General features: G+C 55.8%; 13 protein-coding genes. 4 read left to right on the top strand and 9 right to left on the bottom strand.

What is annotated here, in order from left to right:
- The first annotated feature begins 268 nt into the window (after positions 1 to 268).
- Together EQG79_RS24775 and EQG79_RS24770 are read left to right on the top strand one after the other, a co-directional pair.
- The gene (locus tag EQG79_RS24775; protein WP_129605206.1) at positions 269 to 2,839 is read left to right on the top strand and encodes an FtsK/SpoIIIE family DNA translocase; all 2,571 of its coding nucleotides are present in this window, start codon (positions 269 to 271) and stop codon (positions 2,837 to 2,839) included.
- Positions 2,840 to 2,972: 133 nt separating this feature from the next.
- Positions 2,973 to 3,614 (top strand): LolA family protein, encoded by a 642-nt coding sequence (locus EQG79_RS24770; RefSeq protein WP_129605203.1) that lies wholly within the window; start codon positions 2,973 to 2,975, stop codon positions 3,612 to 3,614.
- Between the two features lie 90 nt (positions 3,615 to 3,704).
- Here EQG79_RS24770 and upp read toward each other — a convergent pair whose 3' ends face one another.
- Entirely contained in the window at positions 3,705 to 4,352 is a 648-nt protein-coding gene (gene upp / locus EQG79_RS24765) for a uracil phosphoribosyltransferase (protein WP_077923753.1), read from the bottom strand.
- A gap of 134 nt (positions 4,353 to 4,486) precedes the next feature.
- On the opposite strand from upp, the gene EQG79_RS24760 reads away from it, so the two are divergent.
- Both EQG79_RS24760 and lpcA read left to right on the top strand, forming a co-directional pair.
- Positions 4,487 to 6,301 (top strand): hypothetical protein, encoded by a 1,815-nt coding sequence (locus EQG79_RS24760; RefSeq protein ID WP_077923754.1) that lies wholly within the window; start codon positions 4,487 to 4,489, stop codon positions 6,299 to 6,301.
- Positions 6,302 to 6,402: 101 nt separating this feature from the next.
- On the top strand, positions 6,403 to 6,975 hold the full coding sequence (gene lpcA / locus EQG79_RS24755; RefSeq protein ID WP_077923755.1) for a D-sedoheptulose 7-phosphate isomerase: 573 nt from the start codon (positions 6,403 to 6,405) through the stop codon (positions 6,973 to 6,975).
- Here lpcA and EQG79_RS24750 read toward each other — a convergent pair.
- The 8 genes from EQG79_RS24750 to EQG79_RS24715 all read right to left on the bottom strand — a co-directional run bounded on the left by EQG79_RS24750 (position 6,972) and on the right by EQG79_RS24715 (position 15,585).
- Positions 6,972 to 9,317, bottom strand: coding sequence for a carbohydrate binding family 9 domain-containing protein (locus EQG79_RS24750; RefSeq protein WP_129605200.1), 2,346 nt, complete (start codon positions 9,315 to 9,317; stop codon positions 6,972 to 6,974). The two genes, lpcA and EQG79_RS24750, sit on opposite strands and share 4 nt — an antisense overlap.
- A 232-nt stretch (positions 9,318 to 9,549) precedes the next feature.
- Positions 9,550 to 10,383 (bottom strand): TPM domain-containing protein, encoded by an 834-nt coding sequence (locus EQG79_RS24745; protein WP_394343323.1) that lies wholly within the window; start codon positions 10,381 to 10,383, stop codon positions 9,550 to 9,552.
- On the bottom strand, positions 10,373 to 10,810 hold the full coding sequence (locus tag EQG79_RS24740; protein WP_129605194.1) for a TPM domain-containing protein: 438 nt from the start codon (positions 10,808 to 10,810) through the stop codon (positions 10,373 to 10,375). Before EQG79_RS24740 ends, EQG79_RS24745 begins: the two co-directional genes overlap by 11 nt.
- A gap of 73 nt (positions 10,811 to 10,883) precedes the next feature.
- Complete coding sequence (locus tag EQG79_RS24735; RefSeq protein ID WP_077924314.1) at positions 10,884 to 11,465, bottom strand: LemA family protein; 582 nt, start codon at positions 11,463 to 11,465, stop codon at positions 10,884 to 10,886.
- A gap of 74 nt (positions 11,466 to 11,539) precedes the next feature.
- A complete protein-coding gene (locus EQG79_RS24730; protein ID WP_129605191.1) occupies positions 11,540 to 13,021 on the bottom strand; it encodes a DASH family cryptochrome in 1,482 nt (493 codons plus the stop codon).
- Positions 13,022 to 13,122: 101 nt separating this feature from the next.
- Positions 13,123 to 13,929, bottom strand: a complete 807-nt coding sequence (locus EQG79_RS24725; protein WP_129605188.1) for a DUF547 domain-containing protein — start codon at positions 13,927 to 13,929, stop codon at positions 13,123 to 13,125.
- A 102-nt stretch (positions 13,930 to 14,031) separates the two neighbouring features.
- Positions 14,032 to 14,691: a response regulator transcription factor gene (locus EQG79_RS24720; RefSeq protein ID WP_077924311.1), complete on the bottom strand. Its 660-nt coding sequence runs from the start codon at positions 14,689 to 14,691 to the stop codon at positions 14,032 to 14,034.
- Positions 14,692 to 14,754: 63 nt separating this feature from the next.
- The gene (locus EQG79_RS24715; RefSeq protein ID WP_077924310.1) at positions 14,755 to 15,585 is read right to left on the bottom strand and encodes a sensor histidine kinase; all 831 of its coding nucleotides are present in this window, start codon (positions 15,583 to 15,585) and stop codon (positions 14,755 to 14,757) included.
- Between the last annotated feature and the right edge of the window lie 44 nt (positions 15,586 to 15,629).

Below are 15,629 nucleotides of genomic sequence, written 5' to 3'. Positions count from 1 at the left end.
CTTGCATTGGCTACCCCGGCCACCTCGTTTCAGCTGCTTCTGATTGTCAATGGGATTTGTGGTTTTTAGGGTTGGCAGATCTAGTTTGGTCTAGTTACCAGGCGGTTATGTAGGGCTGAGATAGCGCATGGGAGACGGTCTGGCTGACGCGTAGGAGACGCGATGGGTCGCGTCTCTACCGTAGACTCCTTTTTCACGCGCTAGTTCATAATTTTTCGTTAAAAAGGCGGAAATTTACCCCTGCCGACACAGCCTTACTACCCAACGCATGGCCCAACCGACCACTTCACCCCGTCAGAATACGCTTCGCCGATCTCCTGAGCCCCGTCCGGCCGGGCGCACTGGTGAATCGGGAAGCCGCCCCCGACCCAAATCGTCATTTAACTGGGGCCTTGCTCTGGACCGCTGGCTGACCGATCAACGTTCGACCCTGACGCTGGGGGTGTTGTTGATGGGACTGGCGGGTGGCCTGCTGTTTGCCTTTGTATCGTATCTGCTTCATGGCAACGCCGACCAGAGTGCGGTTGACTCGGCGCTGTCGCGACCCCTGGCTGAGTCGGGTAGCGAAACCCGGAACTGGCTCGGGCTGGTGGGCGCTTCGGTTGCTCATGCCTTCGTGTTTCGCTGGTTTGGGGTAGGGGCGCTGGCCCTGCCCGTGATCGTGTTTCTGTCGGGCTACAAACTGGTGTTTCGGCAGGAGCTGGTGCCGCTGAACCGGGCTACGATCGGTCTGCTCTTTGCCGCGGTCTGGACCAGCCTGATCATCGGATACGTGGTGCTGGTGACCGACTCGGCCGAAACGGCCAGCGTCTGGTGTGGGGGTATCGGGTACGAAGTCAACGTGGCTCTATACAGCCTGTTTGGCTGGGGCAACCTGGCCTTCATCGGGTTCATGCTGTTTTTCTTCATCGTTTACTTCTTCGATGTCAGCAAGATCCGGCTACCCGATTTCTCCCGGAAAAACCCCTCCCGCGTTCGTCCCTACGCCGATGATACCCTGCAGACCTTTGAGGACACCGAAGTGGACGAGGCTGAGGCCGAAGCCGATCTGGACGAGGAAGAAGAGCAACCACCGGTACCGGCTCCCGTGGCCAGCGCCCCCGTACCACCGGCTCCCGTAGCACCGATATCGGCTCCTAAACCCGTCAGTGAACCACCGGCGGCTCCCGAAGTCATTGCCCAATCGACCGGGGTAACGCTGACGATCAAAAACCGCGACGCCGTAGCCGACCAGGAACCAGCCGATGAACTCGCAGCAACGCCCGCGCCTACCTACGAGCCCGACCCGTTCGAGGAAGATGATCTGGTAGCGGTTCATGGCCTGTATGATCCAACGCTTGACCTGCCCCAATACCAGTACCCAACCATCGACCTGTTGACCGAATACGCCAATAGCCGAAAAGCGTCGGTGTCGGACGATGAGCTGACGGCCAACAAAGAACGTATCGAGACAACCCTGCGAAACTTCGGTATCGAAATTGACTCGATTCAGGCTTCGATCGGACCAACCGTCACCCTGTATGAGATCGTGCCGGCCAAAGGCGTACGGATTTCCAAAATCAAAAGCCTGGAAGACGACATAGCCCTCAGCCTCTCGGCGCTGGGGATCCGGATCATCGCACCCATGCCGGGGATGGGTACTATCGGTATCGAGGTGCCGAACAAGAATCGGGAGATGGTGTCCATGCGCTCGGTGGTGATGAGCGATGTGTTCAGTAACAGCAAGTTCGATTTGCCGGTTGTGCTGGGTAAGACTATCTCGAACGAAATCTACGTGGCCGACCTGGCTAAAATGCCGCACCTGCTCATGGCCGGGGCTACCGGACAGGGGAAGTCGGTTGGGCTGAACGTACTGCTGACGTCGCTGATCTATAAGAAGCATCCGTCGCAGCTCAAGCTGGTGCTGGTCGACCCCAAGAAGGTGGAGCTAACCCTGTTCAACAAGATCGAGCGCCATTTTCTGGCTAAACTGCCCGACGCCGAGGAGTCGATCATTACCGATACCAAGAAGGTCGTTAACACGCTGAACTCGTTGTGTATCGAGATGGACAACCGGTATAACCTGCTCAAAGATGCTGGCTGCCGGAACCTGAAAGAATACAATGCCAAGTTTGTGAAACGGCGGCTGAACCCCGAAAAAGGGCATCGCTTCCTGCCCTACATCGTGCTGATTGTCGACGAATTGGCCGATCTGATGATGACGGCCGGTAAAGAGGTAGAGCAACCCATTGCGCGCCTGGCTCAGCTGGCCCGGGCTATTGGTATCCACCTCGTCGTGGCTACGCAGCGGCCATCGGTCAACGTAATTACGGGTCTGATCAAGGCAAACTTCCCGGCGCGTCTGTCGTTTAAGGTGACGTCGAAGATCGACTCGCGGACCATTCTTGATACGGGCGGGGCCGAACAGCTGGTAGGGATGGGCGATATGCTGCTGTCGTCCAACTCCGATATTATCCGGTTGCAGTGCCCTTTCGTGGATACGAACGAGATTGAAGACATTTGTGAATTTGTCGGCAATCAGCGGGGTTATGACGATGCGTATGCGTTGCCCGAATTTGTTGGCGACGATGGCGGGCAGGGCGACGAAAAAGATGTGGACCTCGACAACCGGGATCCTATGTTCGATGAGGCCGCCCGGCTTATCGTTATCCACCAGCAGGGCAGTACATCGCTCATCCAGCGCAAACTCAAACTTGGTTATAACCGGGCCGGTCGGCTGGTTGATCAGCTGGAAGCGGCCCGTATTGTTGGACCGTTTGAAGGAAGTAAAGCCCGCGATGTGCTCGTAACCGACCTGCAAACGCTCGAAGAGATGCTAAAACGCCTGAAGGGCGAGTAAGTACATTTGGTAAGCCGGTACCGTAAAACCGTACCTGACCTACAGTTAAACTATTGTCCGTTTTTTTGATCCAATGCTTATACAGGTGGCCCGGCATAGGCGGCTGCCTGCATCCCTGATTAACGTATACCCAATGAGAAAAATAGCATTCATATGGAGTCTGGTTATGGTTCTTACCCTACCGGCCATGGCTCAGAAAGATAAGCGGGCGCAGACCATTCTGGACGCGATGAGCAAGAAATACCAGGCCCTGAAGTCCTATCAGGCCAGTTTCACCTACGCCAGCGTGGGGGGCGGTGCCAAAGATTCGTACAAAGGTGATTTGACCGTTAAGAACGATAAGTTTCGGCTGGTGCTGGGCGGGCAGGAGGTCTTCACCGACGGCAAGACGATGTCGACCTACGTGAAAGAAACGAACGAAGTAAACGTACAGGATTATGACGCCAGCGCCACCAGCGAGCTGAACCCTACGCAGATCTACACGATCTACAAGCGCGGCTTCGATTATCGGTTCCTGAAAGAGCAGAAGCAGGGCGGGCGTACGCTGGAAGTGATAGAACTGACCCCCAACCGGAAGAAAAGTCCGATTGCTACGGTGCAGATTTCGGTCGACAAAGCTGATAAGTCGGTGCGCAACTGGGAAATCATTAACAAAGACGGCAAGCGCACGACTTACTCGATTACGAAGTTCACGCCCAACGTCAACGTGCCCGATAGCTACTTCGTTTTCGACAAAGCCCGCCACCCCGGCGTTGAAGTCGTCGATCTTCGATAGGCGCGTCACCTGAGTAAAAAGCCAGCGGGATGGGGGCCAATGAGCGTGCTACTGCGACGTTCATTGGCTCCCATCCCGCTGGCTTTTCGGCTACACCTTACCGCCATAGGCCAGGTCGCCCGCGTCGCCGAGGCCGGGCACAATGTAGGCATGCTCGTTCAGATGGTCGTCGATGGCACCCAGCCAGAGGTGGCATTGGGGTAACTGACGCTGCACATGACGGACTCCCTCGGGGCTGGCAATGGCAGCTGCAATATGGGTCTGCGCCGGAATACCGTAGCGTAGTAAGGCATGGTACACTTTTTCGAGGGAACGGCCCGTGGCCAGCATCGGGTCGCACAGGATAAGGGTTTTTCCGCTCAGGTCGGGACTAACGATATAGTCCATCGCGATCTCGAAGGTGTCTTCTTCGCCGGGCGTATAGCCCCGATAGGCCCCGGCAAATGCGTTCTCGGCCTGATCGAAATAGTTCGTAAACCCCTGGTGAAACGGCAGGCCAGCCCGTAAAATCGTGGCTAACACCGGCTGTTGCCGGATTACCTGGGTGTTTGCCGTACCTAAGGGCGTCTGTACCGCAACGTTATGATACGATAGCGTTTTCGAGATTTCGTACGCCATCAGCTCGCCGAGCCGCTCCAGGTTCCGCCGAAACCGCAACCGGTCCTGCTGAATGGATACGTTACGAAGTTCGGCTATGTACTGGTTAGCTAACGAGGGTTGCTGCGTAAAAACGAACATGGCGAAGGGGGTTCTTTTGGCGTAAATTAGCCGGATGCTTGTCGTATATCCAAGCCATTTGTTTAATTTGACCGTTCATACGGTCAAATGTGAACACGAGCGAGAGCCAGAACGACCGATAGCCGGTAACATGCATGCGTAGTATCGTTTACGTTTTCTTTTTTTTATTCATTTCTGTTTCAGTTTGGGCACAAAGTCCGTTTGTACCACTCAACACAGATTATTATCATCTGATTGATCGACTGGAGATTCGTCAGAACCGATGGGCCGAAGGATTTCACAGTTCCGTAAAGCCGTATAACCGGCATAGTATCATCCGCCTGACGGATAGTCTGGCTGCTCACCCCACCCGCGAACTGTCAGATACCGATTATTTTAACTACGATTACCTGCGCGATGACAGCTGGGAACTGGCGGGTTCCTCAATCGATTCGCTGAACCCCGACCCCTTTACGCGCCACTTGTTGCCGCCCGCCGGGCCCGGCGATAGCCGTAAACCGTTCCTGAAAAATTTTTACCGTAAAAAAGCCGATTTCTACAGTCTGCAAACGCCCGATTTCGACCTGCATGTCAACCCGGTTTTCAATCTGGGCCTGGGGCTGGAGAATGTCAACTATCGATATGCCGTAGAAGCCGGACAACCCGGCGGTCGCCAGGAATTATTTGTTAACACCCGCGGTCTGGAAGTGCGCGGAACGATTGGCAAGAAGTTAGGCTTCTACACTTATTTTTCGGACAACCAGGTCATTTTTCCGGAATACATCCAGCGCTATGGCGACCGATACAGCCGCGACAACGGCATAGAGGGGTCGGCTCCGGGCGAAAGTTTCATCAAACGGTTTGGGCAGAACGGAGTCGATTACCTGTCGGCCAGGGGGTACATTACCTTCGACGCACTCAAAATTATCAACATACAGTTTGGGCACGACCGCAATTTCTTTGGCAACGGGTTTCGTTCGCTCTTCCTGTCGGACAACAGCCCGCCGGCACTTTTTGCCAAGTTCTCGACCCGCTTTGGCCGCCGGATTCAGTACACCAACCTGTTCTCTCATCTGCTGAACACCCAGGCCCCCCTGCCGCAGGGTGATCGGCTGATTCCGCCCAAATTTGCCACCATGCACCACCTGAGCGTCAATATCAATGACCATATCAACGTGGGTGTTTTTGAGGCCACGGTATTCAGCCGCGACCGGATCGATCTAAATTACCTAAACCCGATTATTCTGTACCGGTATGTGGAGTCGGGGCAGGGGAGTGCTGATAATGCGCTGCTGGGTATCGACTTCAAAGCCAATTTCCTGTCGCATTACCTGGTCTACGGCCAGCTGATGCTCGATGAATTTCGGATCAACGCACTCCGGGCTGGTAATGGCGACTGGACCAACAAATACGCCTTTCAGCTGGGCGCCAAATACATCGACGCTTTTGGGGTACCCAACCTCGACCTGCAGGCCGAGCTGAATCTGGCCAGACCCTATACCTACTCGCACGAAGCCTCGCCGAGGGTAAGTGCCGGGCAAACCAACTACGCCCACTTTAGCCAGCCGCTGGCTCATCCGCTGGGCGCTAACTTCATTGAGCAGTTGTTCATTGCCCGGTATCAGCGCAAACGCTTGTCGGTTAACGGTATTTTTGGACTGATGACCTTCGGAACAGATCCGCCGGATGTTGAGCCTGATGGAAGACCGAGTCGCAATTACGGGGGTAATATCCTGCTCGACTATACGGACCGGGTCAGTGAAGACGGAAACTTTATCGGGCAGGGGCGCAAGACCATCGTTACCTACGCCGACCTGCGGGCTTCGTATATGGTTCGGCACAATGTCTTTCTGGATGCCCGCTTCCTGTATCGCTATCAGGACAGCCAGTACCGCCCTTACAGCTATACCAGCCAGGTAGCGAGCCTGGCCCTCCGCTGGAATCTGCCGTATCGGAACTGGGTCTTTTAAGAAGTTTTCGGTATTCTGTTTCCTGCTTCCGCGAAGAGTGCTCAACTTTGGGGTCACTTACTACCCCAGTTACACTGGAAACAGAACCTGTACACTGTACCATGCTTGACCTGATTCGCCAGGAACTGACCGAAGCCCAGTCAGTCTTAGATACCTTTTTAGCTAACCCTGATCACTTGTTGGCTATTGAGCAGGCTGCCCGGCTCATGGGCGATGCTCTGAAAAACGGACGAAAAATTATTTCGTGCGGTAACGGCGGTTCCCACTGCGACGCGATGCATTTTGCCGAAGAACTGTCGGGCCGCTACCGCGATGACCGCCGGTCGCTGGCCGCCATTGCCATTTCTGACGTGAGCCACCTTTCCTGCGTCAGTAACGACTATGGCTACGAATACGTGTTCTCTCGCTTCATCGAAGGGCTGGGCAACGAGGGCGATGTGTTGCTGGGCATCAGCACCAGCGGCAACTCAGCTAACGTGATCCGGGCTGTAGCAGCCGCCCGCCAGAAAGGCATGAAGGTGGTGTTGCTGAGCGGTAAAGACGGCGGTAAACTGGCCGGGCAGGCCGATGTCGAGATTCGGGTGCCTCATTTTGGCTATGCCGACCGGATTCAGGAAATCCACATCAAGGTGATTCACCTGTTCATCCTGCTCATCGAAAAACAGGTCGTCTAAAACTGTTTCAGATACGAGATTTTACCGATCAGATGGCGTTCCTGCTGCCGGGCTATAAGTCCGTCGGCCGACGCTACCGAACCGGCGTAGACTCCGCGGTTATACACCAGGTACAGGAACGACAGGGGCTGAAACTCCCACGCCAGTCGAACATTCCAGACGTTTCGGTCGGTAAAGGTATTGCGCTGGAAAAAGCTGATCAGTTGCAGGCGGGGGTTTACGGCCAGCCGGTTCTGGATGCTGTAGAGCGCAATGGTGCCGGTATAGCCGCCTACGTTACGAAACTCGTTTAGCTCGCTGCTCAGGGTGAAGGCCGCGTGCGGAACAGGGGCCAGAATCAGCGACGCCCGGCCGTAGCTAAGCCGGCCGTCATAGTAACGCCCGGTTTCAGCCGTCAGGTTGTACGATACCCGCCGGGACGGATCACTGCCGAACAGAACCGAATACCGTACATAGCGGTACTTTCCCGATGCGATCGCGAGACCGAGCGGGCGGAAATCGCCATCGTCGAGACGCTGGAACGTAGGGTTTACGAACAGGCCGAAGTTTCCTGCGTTCTGAAAGGTGAACCAGATCGGGTTCAGGTTCCACTGTGCTTCCTGCAGATAGCCCGTAGAGGCTTTGTGATACAGCTCGGCAAACGCGCCCGGCTCGAAGTTGCGTACCCATTTCGGCAGCCAGCTGGCCCGGTTGACCAGAAACCCGCCAAACGAATTCGAGATCACATCGGAGCGGGAAACAAAGCCCATGGCCGGGTTGAAATTCCGCGTCACAACGGTCTGGGTCAGCCAGCCAACTACCTGGTTGGAGCGGTAAAAAAACTGACTGTAGCCCGCCATACCCGCCCCACCGCCCTTGGCCGGCGACGATTCGGACGACTGGGTTCCGATCAGCATCGCACTGTAATTGAGCGACTGACCGAGCCGGAAAAAGCCATCGATCGCGACTGTACCATCCTGTCGGCTGTCGGTCGTGTCGGTGGCGTGGGTGTTTTTTCCCGTGACCAGAATGCCAATCCGGTTCTGTTTCCCCACGTTTTCGACATACCTGCCCACCAGAAAATCCGTAGCGGGGCTACCCGTGATGCCGCGTTGTCGAATGAGCATGCCGCCATAGTTACGCTCCAGCGATCGGTATACCAACCGCGCACCCGCATCGATGGGTACGGGGGCACTGGTGCCGTCGGGCAGGGTCGCCAGGCCGATGCGCCGGCTGAAAAACGGCTGAATGCCCATGCTGCCCCCCTCCCCCAAGCCGTTTACTGCCGACAGCCCTGCACCGAACAGACTCGCATTTTCCAGAAAAAAGGCCCGCCGTTCAGGAAAAAGCACCGAAAAGCGGGTCAGGTTGTTGACCTGCCGGTCTACGTCGGCCTGGGCGAAGTCGGTATTGAACGTCAGGTCGAGAACGGTGCTGGTGTTGATGGCCCATTTGATGTCGCCCCCCAGTTTCAGGCGGGTGGTGCGGTTGTTACTGGTTTCGGAGCCGTTATACGCATCGTCGGAGAGGAGTACGTACGGCTGAACGCGAACGTTGGGGCGGGGTGGGGGTGGTTTGAGACCGGTTACCTGCCCGGCATACTCCATGCGCAGGCCCGATGGAAACGCCCTGGGAAACGCCGACCAGGCCGACAGCTCGTTCGTGGCGCGTCGATTTCTGAAAAAGTTGATACCCCAGGTCTGGGTCGAATCCGTTGATTGCGGATACCGGAGCGTTTGCCAGGGTATCTGCAGTTCAGCGATCCAGCCCGAGTCGGTTCGGGTGGTGCGTACTTTCCAGAGGCCATCCCAATCGGTGTCGTATAGGATATCATCAAAGCTGAGCAGGTCGCGCTGGGTTCCGTAGGCGTTGGTCATGAGCGCCATGGCGTTCCGGCGGTCGTTGAACCCATCGAAGGTAATACCAAAGAAGTCGTGGGCTCTGGACTGAAAATCACGCTGAAAGTTGGGCGTCCGCAACGATCGCCGACCAGCCGTATCCCGGTTAACAGCGGCTATGTACAGATACTGGCGGTTGAACAGCATTCGAACTTCGGTATCGAAGGTGGCGGCCCGGCCCTGCTGCGGGTCTACCTGAACAAACTGGCGGATAGGTTGCGCCTGCTGCCACTCAGCTTCGTCAAGCCGACCGTCAATTCGTAATCGGCTGCCGACCTCAACGGCCTCTACGCTGCGACGACGCGTGGGTGGGGCAAAAATGACGGCCTGTCCACCCCGGTTGTTGGTATGAGCCTCTTCCCGAACGGTATCCGACTGAGCCGTATTGGCTATATCCGGATTCGTTTGGGCCAGGGTATAAAAGGGTAAAAGGAGAAGGGTATAGCGCCGTAAAGAAAGAACCATAAACGCAGATTAAGCAGGCGCCAAAAATAAGGTCATGCGGCTATGCGTAGGGTACTTTTTCGCCGAACGGTTGCCTGATTGGATGAAAAGCAGGGCGCCTGGCGGATTCCAGCGTTCGGTTCATTGCCGTAGGATGTATCAGGAAGAAGGCGCTCGCTGGCCAGCCGGCAAGGGCTATGATCAGCCGTTTTCAGAACCTCTATATCACTGCGCTGGCAGGTATGTCTGTAGCTTAATAGTCGCCACCGGCGCCACCGCCCCCGAAACTGCCGCCCCCAAAGCCCCCGAAGCTGCCACCGCCCCCGCCAAAGCCACCACCGCCCCCCGACGAGCCGCCCCAGCCTGAGTAGGTTGACGTGGGGAAGAACACCGGTGGAAAAAAACCTCCACCCCGGTTTCGGTTGCTGCCACCCCCTTTGTTACGGCGCGAAATCAGGAAGATGATGACGAAAATAATAAAGACCCAGATCAGGATACCGAACCCGTCGGAGTCATTGCCGGACCGGGGTTCGGCTTGGTACTCGCCCTGCGCCCGCCGAATGATCTCGGTAGTGGCTGCGTCGAGTCCCTGGTAGTACTGTTCCTGTTTGAAGGCCGGTACCAGGGTGTTGCTGATGATCCGTTTAGCAATGGCGTCGGGGATGGCTCCCTCCAGCCCATAGCCGGTAGCAATGTAAATTTTTCGCGTCTGGGTGGCCCAGGCCAGCACTAATCCGTTGTTTTTCCCTTTCTGGCCAACGCCCCACTTGCGCCCTACCCGGAAGGCAAAGTCGCCGATCGGATACGGTTCGGTAGTCCGAACAATAACGACGGTGATCTGGTTAGAGGTCGAGTCGTTGTAAGCGCGGAGTTTCTGCTCCAGCTGGTCGCGTTCAGACCGGCTCAGCGCGCCCACAAAATCATTGACCAGCCGGGGCGGGTTGGGCCGGGCCGGAATGACCGAATCGGCGCTGCTGACCTGGGCCCGCAGACTCGGCGCCAGCAGGATAAGCAGCAGCGCAACCGACCCTGTTTGGCTAATCAGGCGAAAAAGACGGGTAAGTACGTTCACAGAATTAATGATCAAACGAAATGTCGTCGGCGAGTTCGTTCTTGTCCGTCTCGCCATCGTACGGAAAATACTGGTGGAGCTGCCGACCTGCCTGGGCTATCCCCTGCCTGAGGCCACCGACATAGTCGCCAACGGCAAAATGGTTACGCAGCAGGTCTTTCGTCTCTTCCCAGAAGCCGGCCGGCACAACCGCATCGATGCCTTTATCGCCAATGACGGCGAATTTGCGGTCAGCGTGGGCCAGATAAAACAAAACCCCGTTTTGCGCTTTGGTCTGGTGCATACCCAGCTGGGCAAACACCTCAATGGCCCGTGCCAAGGGGTCCGCACCGACGCAATGTGGCTCAACGTGTACCCGGATTTCACCCGATGTGGCTTTTTCGGCCTGTTGGATGGCCTCCACAATACGTTGCTGCTCGGCAGGAGAGAAAGGGGCTGTCATGGTTTAGAGCGGGGTAATGCATACGGCCTGCCGGACCGAAGCCCTGCCTGCCGTATGCATTGATCACTGTACGTTAAAACTGTACGGTCGGAGCACTCTGGGCGGCCTGCGAGGCTTCGAAGAGGCCTTTGCGCTGGAATCCGAAGACGCCCGCAAAGATGTTGTTTGGGAATGACCGAACCGACTGGTTATAGCTGGTGGCTACCCCGTTGAAGTCGTTACGGGCCACGGTGATGCGGTTCTCAGTGCCTTCCAGCTGCGCCTGTAATTCAGAGAAATTCTGGGTGGCTTTCAGCTGCGGGTAGCTCTCGGCCACCGCCAGCAGCCGCGACAGCGAACCGCTCAGCTGATCCTGGGCTGCCTGAAACTTCTGGATATTCTCGGGCGTGAGCTGGTCGGCGTTGAGGTTGATGCCCGTCGCGTTGGCACGGGCCTGGATTACGGCCGACAAGGTGCTTTTCTCGAAATTAGCCGCTCCCTGCACCGTCCGAACCAGGTTCGGGATCAGGTCGGCCCGGCGCTGGTACTGGGTCTGCACATTAGCCCAGGCGTTTTCTACCTGTGTATCTTTAGTCACCAGGCCGTTGTACGAACTGCAGCCGTATACGCCCAGAATAAGCAAAACAGCAACGACGATAATGGTTGTTCTTGACATAATTGTGGTACCGAAAAGGTGTTTATCGGATTCAAAACTGCTTAAAACTATGGATTTGTTTTTACTTTTTTTGGTTACCGGTTTTTTTCAGCCGTAAGCCACTTGTTTGGATTGATAATCGGCATGGGGTAGTTATCGCCCAGCGCTACGCCGTATTCGTTCAGCTCCTGCTGGGGGATGTTCGAAACCATATGCACCCTATGGGAAGGTACACTGGCCAGCTCCGGTAGCCAGTGTTTGACGAACCGACCTTCCTCGTCGTAACGCATGGCCTGGCTGTAAATGTTAAAGTACCGGTCTTCGCGCGGGTCGTTGCCCACCCCGGCTACGTAGTTCCAGTTGCCCCAGTTGCTACAAGGGTCGTAGTCGACCAGCAGGCTCTCGAAATAAGCGGCCCCCCAGGTCCAGTCGATGCCCAGATCCCGGACCAGAAAGCTGCCTACATTTTGACGGCCCCGGTTGGACATGAACCCGGTCATGTTCAATTCCCGCATGTTGGCATCGATAAAGGGAATACCGGTTTCGCCCCCTGCCCATCGCAAAAACAAATCCCGGTCGCGACGCCATTTTTTGCCGAGCTGATGGCGGATACCGCTGGGTTTGAAAAGCCGGGTACCGTAGCGCAGCGCCACGAACCGAAAAAAATCGCGCCAGAGAAGTTCGAAGATCAGCCAATAGGTCGAGTCGTTCTTGACCCGTTCCTGCTCATACCGCTTCACTTCTTCGTACACGAACCGGGGCGACAGGCAACCCAGCGACAGCCAGGCCGAAAACTTGCTCGAATACGCTTCGCCGAGCATACCGTTGCGGGTTTCTTTGTACGTTCTGAGCAGGTCACGATCCCACAGGTAGTGCTGAAGCCGGCTAAGCGCCATGGTCTCGCCCCCTTTGAAGGGTACAGCGGCTTGCGCGCTGGGCGAAAATTCGGACGGAAAACCAAACGTGGCGATTGTAGGCAGCGGTTCAGGATCAATAGCCGAGCCGGCTCCGTCGGTGGCGAGCCGAATTCGGTCCGGTGTTGAAATCACCTCCCGCACCGGCGCATATTTCTCGATCCGGTTCCGAAACTGGGTAAACACATCGGGCAGTCTGGAAATTTCGAACGGCAGATCCCGCACGTGATAGAGCGTCGATTGCCAGAACAGATCCAGGTTGATGTTGAGCGGCTTGAGTCGTTTGCCGAGATCCGATTCTACGTCTGTTTCTTCCTGGGTTACCTCTTTGCTGGCGTAGATGGCAACGGCTTCGATATCTTCGGCCAGTTCGGCCAGAATGAGTGCGGGATTACCGATACGGACAATCAGGTCGGCTCCCTTAACCTGTAGCGACTGGCGCAGATCTGCTACCGACTCGATTAGAAAACTGGTTCGGTACAGACCGGTTTTGCGGAAGTTGAGGGGTGTGTCGGGGCGCCGGGCGCTGTCTGGTTCGGTAAACCAGCGCGGGTCGAATACAAAAACGGGAAGCACTTCGTCGGCGTCGGCCAGCGCCCGGGAAAACCCGTCGTTGTCGTGTAGCCGCAGATCATTTCGGAACCAGTATACAATGCGTTTCATCTGTAAACAGCTGAGTAAGGAGCAGGTTGACCCGGACCATCGTTTCCAGAGAACCAACGGCGTAGAGGCAATCACTCCTTACTGATAACTGACAGCAGACATCACTGTTCGTTCAGGGCCCAGTTATAATCCAGAAAAGAAATATCGGTGTCTTTATTGATTTTGGTTTTCGAATACCGATTTACCCAGTATTCAATGGACTTGTTGTCTTCTTTCCAGTCGCCTTTATACCAGTCGAAGTACTTCGACAAGCTGGCTTTCTGTGGGCTGATTGCATTCTTTGCCGGGTTGTTCAGGAAATCGCTCCCCTGGTCGTCGAGCTGGGCATCCAGTTTGGCGCCTGTGTAGGCTTCGTTACGGAGACGGGGACACGAGCGAGCTGCACAAACCAGCGCAAAGTGAATCCGCTGGTCGTTGAACTTCTTGCGGAGGGTCCCGTGCTCGATGTTGTCGAGGCTGATCTTCTCCGACCCAATCGGGATAAACTTGATGGCCCAGGGGGTGGTCACGAACGGAATCTTGATTTTGCTGCCGATGTCCTTGATGCTTTTAACCGGGTAATGGTTCAGAATCAGCTTGATGGTGTAGGCGTTATAGGCGTTGATCCAGTAAGCGATCTGGGCGTCCTGATTCCATTTGTCGGTAGGCGGGTTTTTCGAAAGCAGGTCGAGGTACTTATCCAGTTCTTTCTCGTCGCTCCTGAAGCCTTTGTAGTTGACCAGCCCTTTTTCATTGATGTGTTTTTTGGCCAGCCGGTCGTAGATGCTGTGATCAACGGGGTCGGCTGCCAGCGTCATGACCGGGGCTGTCGGTGTAGTGACCGGGCCCGGTTCGGTGAAGGCCACCAGGCTGGTTAGAGCAAAGCCTGTCAGGGTTACCAATATTCCTTTTTGTGTGTAGCGTTTCATGCGTATCGGCATTTGTTTAGAGATACATACGCCCACAAGTCGAAAAAGGTTTAGTCGGGACTCTGGTCAGCCCGGTCCCGAGGGAGCGCCAGCCCCCTTATCTTATACCAGACTATTCTTGAACGCGTAAGCTACCATGCCGGCCGTATTTTTGGTGCCGGTTTTCTCCAGAATGCGCAGGCGATGGCCTTCTACCGTGCGCGGACTGAGAAAGATCTTTTCGCTGATCTCGTTCGTTGACAAACCTTCGCAGATCAGGGTCAGCACTTCTTTCTCCCGCTCCGAGAGCAGTATTTTGCTGTTGTAGAAGGCGTTGACGGGCTTCGCCACGTTTGTTTTGTTGGTCATCTTCCGCAGCATGGCCTTCGATACGAATTCGTTCAGGTAAACGCCTTCGTCCATCACCTTCCGAATCGCTTTTTCAACCTCATCGGCCTCGGCATCTTTAAGCAGATAGCCGCTTACCCCTTTTTCGAGCAGGTGCAGTACCATACGGTCTTCGTCGTGCATAGTCAGAACAACGATTTTAACCAGGGGCCAGTGTTCGCGGAGGTAGTCGGCGGTGGCGGTGCCGTCCATGACCGGCATTTGCAGGTCAAGCAGCACGACGTCGGGCATTTTTCGGGGAACGCGTTCGATCAGTTCCTGCCCATTGCCTGCTTCCAGGATCAGCTCGAAGTCGTGAACCTGACCAAGAATGGTAGCCATGCCCACACGAAACAGCGTATGGTCGTCGCAGAGGGCCAGTTTTATTTTTCTCATAGGAGGAAGCCAGTAAAATTGAGTCGATAGTTAGTCGTTTTGGCGGTGCTGCGGGGAAACAAATTAACGCATAAAACCAACAGTTTCTGCGTCTTCGAGCCTGACCTGTACGTGAATCTGTGAGCCCCGGCCGGGTGCCACATCGAAGGTGACATGGCCATCGACCACACTCAGCCGGCTTTCGATATTGCGCAGACCCAGCCCGGCGCGTTTGTCTTCCATAATGGCGTCGAAATCAAAGCCGACGCCGTCGTCGATGACCGACAGGCGAACTTCGCCGACCGAGTTGTTCATGTGCAGGCAGTACAGCTGAATATCGATCTGGGTAGCGCGGGCGTGCCGAATGGCGTTGTTGAGCAACTCCTGCGCAATGCGGTAGAGCGTCAAACTCAGCGGGGGCGATAGCTGCTGGAGATCATCGGGGCAGTCGAGCCGAACCAGAATGTCGCCTTCTGAAGCGCGTTCGGCCAGTTCTTCGAGGGCGGGCAGCAGACCAAACCGGTCGAGGGTAGTAGGGACCAGGTCGCGGCTGATGCGCCTGACGTTGGTCATGGTCTCGTCGATCATGGCCCGGGTTTTCTGAACCTGGAGGGCCGTTCGCATGTTCAGCGTATCGCCGTTCAGTTGCCGCTCTACCTGGTTGAGGCTCATCTTGGTAACCGACAGCATGGTGCCAATGCCATCATGAAGGTCGGCGGCCAGGCGTTTGCGTTCGGCTTCCTGACCCCGGAAGGTCGCTGCCATAAGCTCACGCCGGTGCTGTTCCTGTAACTCCTTGAGAGCCAGTTGCTGCTTTGCCTGTTTTTGTTGGTAATAGGCCACGAAAATGATGATGAACACGGCCATCATCAACAGTACGGCCGTTCCGACCGCAATAACAAAACCGGAGTCCATCGGCGTTATTCATCCATTCGGCCGTAGCCAATTGCTGTAAATAT

The organism is Spirosoma sordidisoli (assembly GCF_004138325.1).
Lineage (GTDB): Bacteria > Bacteroidota > Bacteroidia > Cytophagales > Spirosomataceae > Spirosoma > Spirosoma sordidisoli.
Note: the sequence above shows the minus strand (reverse complement) of the source record. Positions and strands in the feature narration are given on the sequence as shown.

Coding starts and splice junctions, on each gene's coding strand:
- EQG79_RS24740 (WP_129605194.1), bottom strand. CDS start 10,810: ATGACAGCCCCTTTCTCTCCTGCCGAGCAGCAACGTATTGTGGAGGCC.
- EQG79_RS24715 (WP_077924310.1), bottom strand. CDS start 15,585: ATGGACTCCGGTTTTGTTATTGCGGTCGGAACGGCCGTACTGTTGATG.
- EQG79_RS24720 (WP_077924311.1), bottom strand. CDS start 14,691: ATGAGAAAAATAAAACTGGCCCTCTGCGACGACCATACGCTGTTTCGT.
- EQG79_RS24730 (WP_129605191.1), bottom strand. CDS start 13,021: ATGAAACGCATTGTATACTGGTTCCGAAATGATCTGCGGCTACACGAC.
- EQG79_RS24750 (WP_129605200.1), bottom strand. CDS start 9,317: ATGGTTCTTTCTTTACGGCGCTATACCCTTCTCCTTTTACCCTTTTAT.
- EQG79_RS24770 (WP_129605203.1), top strand. CDS start 2,973: ATGAGAAAAATAGCATTCATATGGAGTCTGGTTATGGTTCTTACCCTA.
- EQG79_RS24775 (WP_129605206.1), top strand. CDS start 269: ATGGCCCAACCGACCACTTCACCCCGTCAGAATACGCTTCGCCGATCT.
- upp (WP_077923753.1), bottom strand. CDS start 4,352: ATGTTCGTTTTTACGCAGCAACCCTCGTTAGCTAACCAGTACATAGCC.
- EQG79_RS24760 (WP_077923754.1), top strand. CDS start 4,487: ATGCGTAGTATCGTTTACGTTTTCTTTTTTTTATTCATTTCTGTTTCA.
- EQG79_RS24725 (WP_129605188.1), bottom strand. CDS start 13,929: ATGAAACGCTACACACAAAAAGGAATATTGGTAACCCTGACAGGCTTT.
- lpcA (WP_077923755.1), top strand. CDS start 6,403: ATGCTTGACCTGATTCGCCAGGAACTGACCGAAGCCCAGTCAGTCTTA.
- EQG79_RS24735 (WP_077924314.1), bottom strand. CDS start 11,465: ATGTCAAGAACAACCATTATCGTCGTTGCTGTTTTGCTTATTCTGGGC.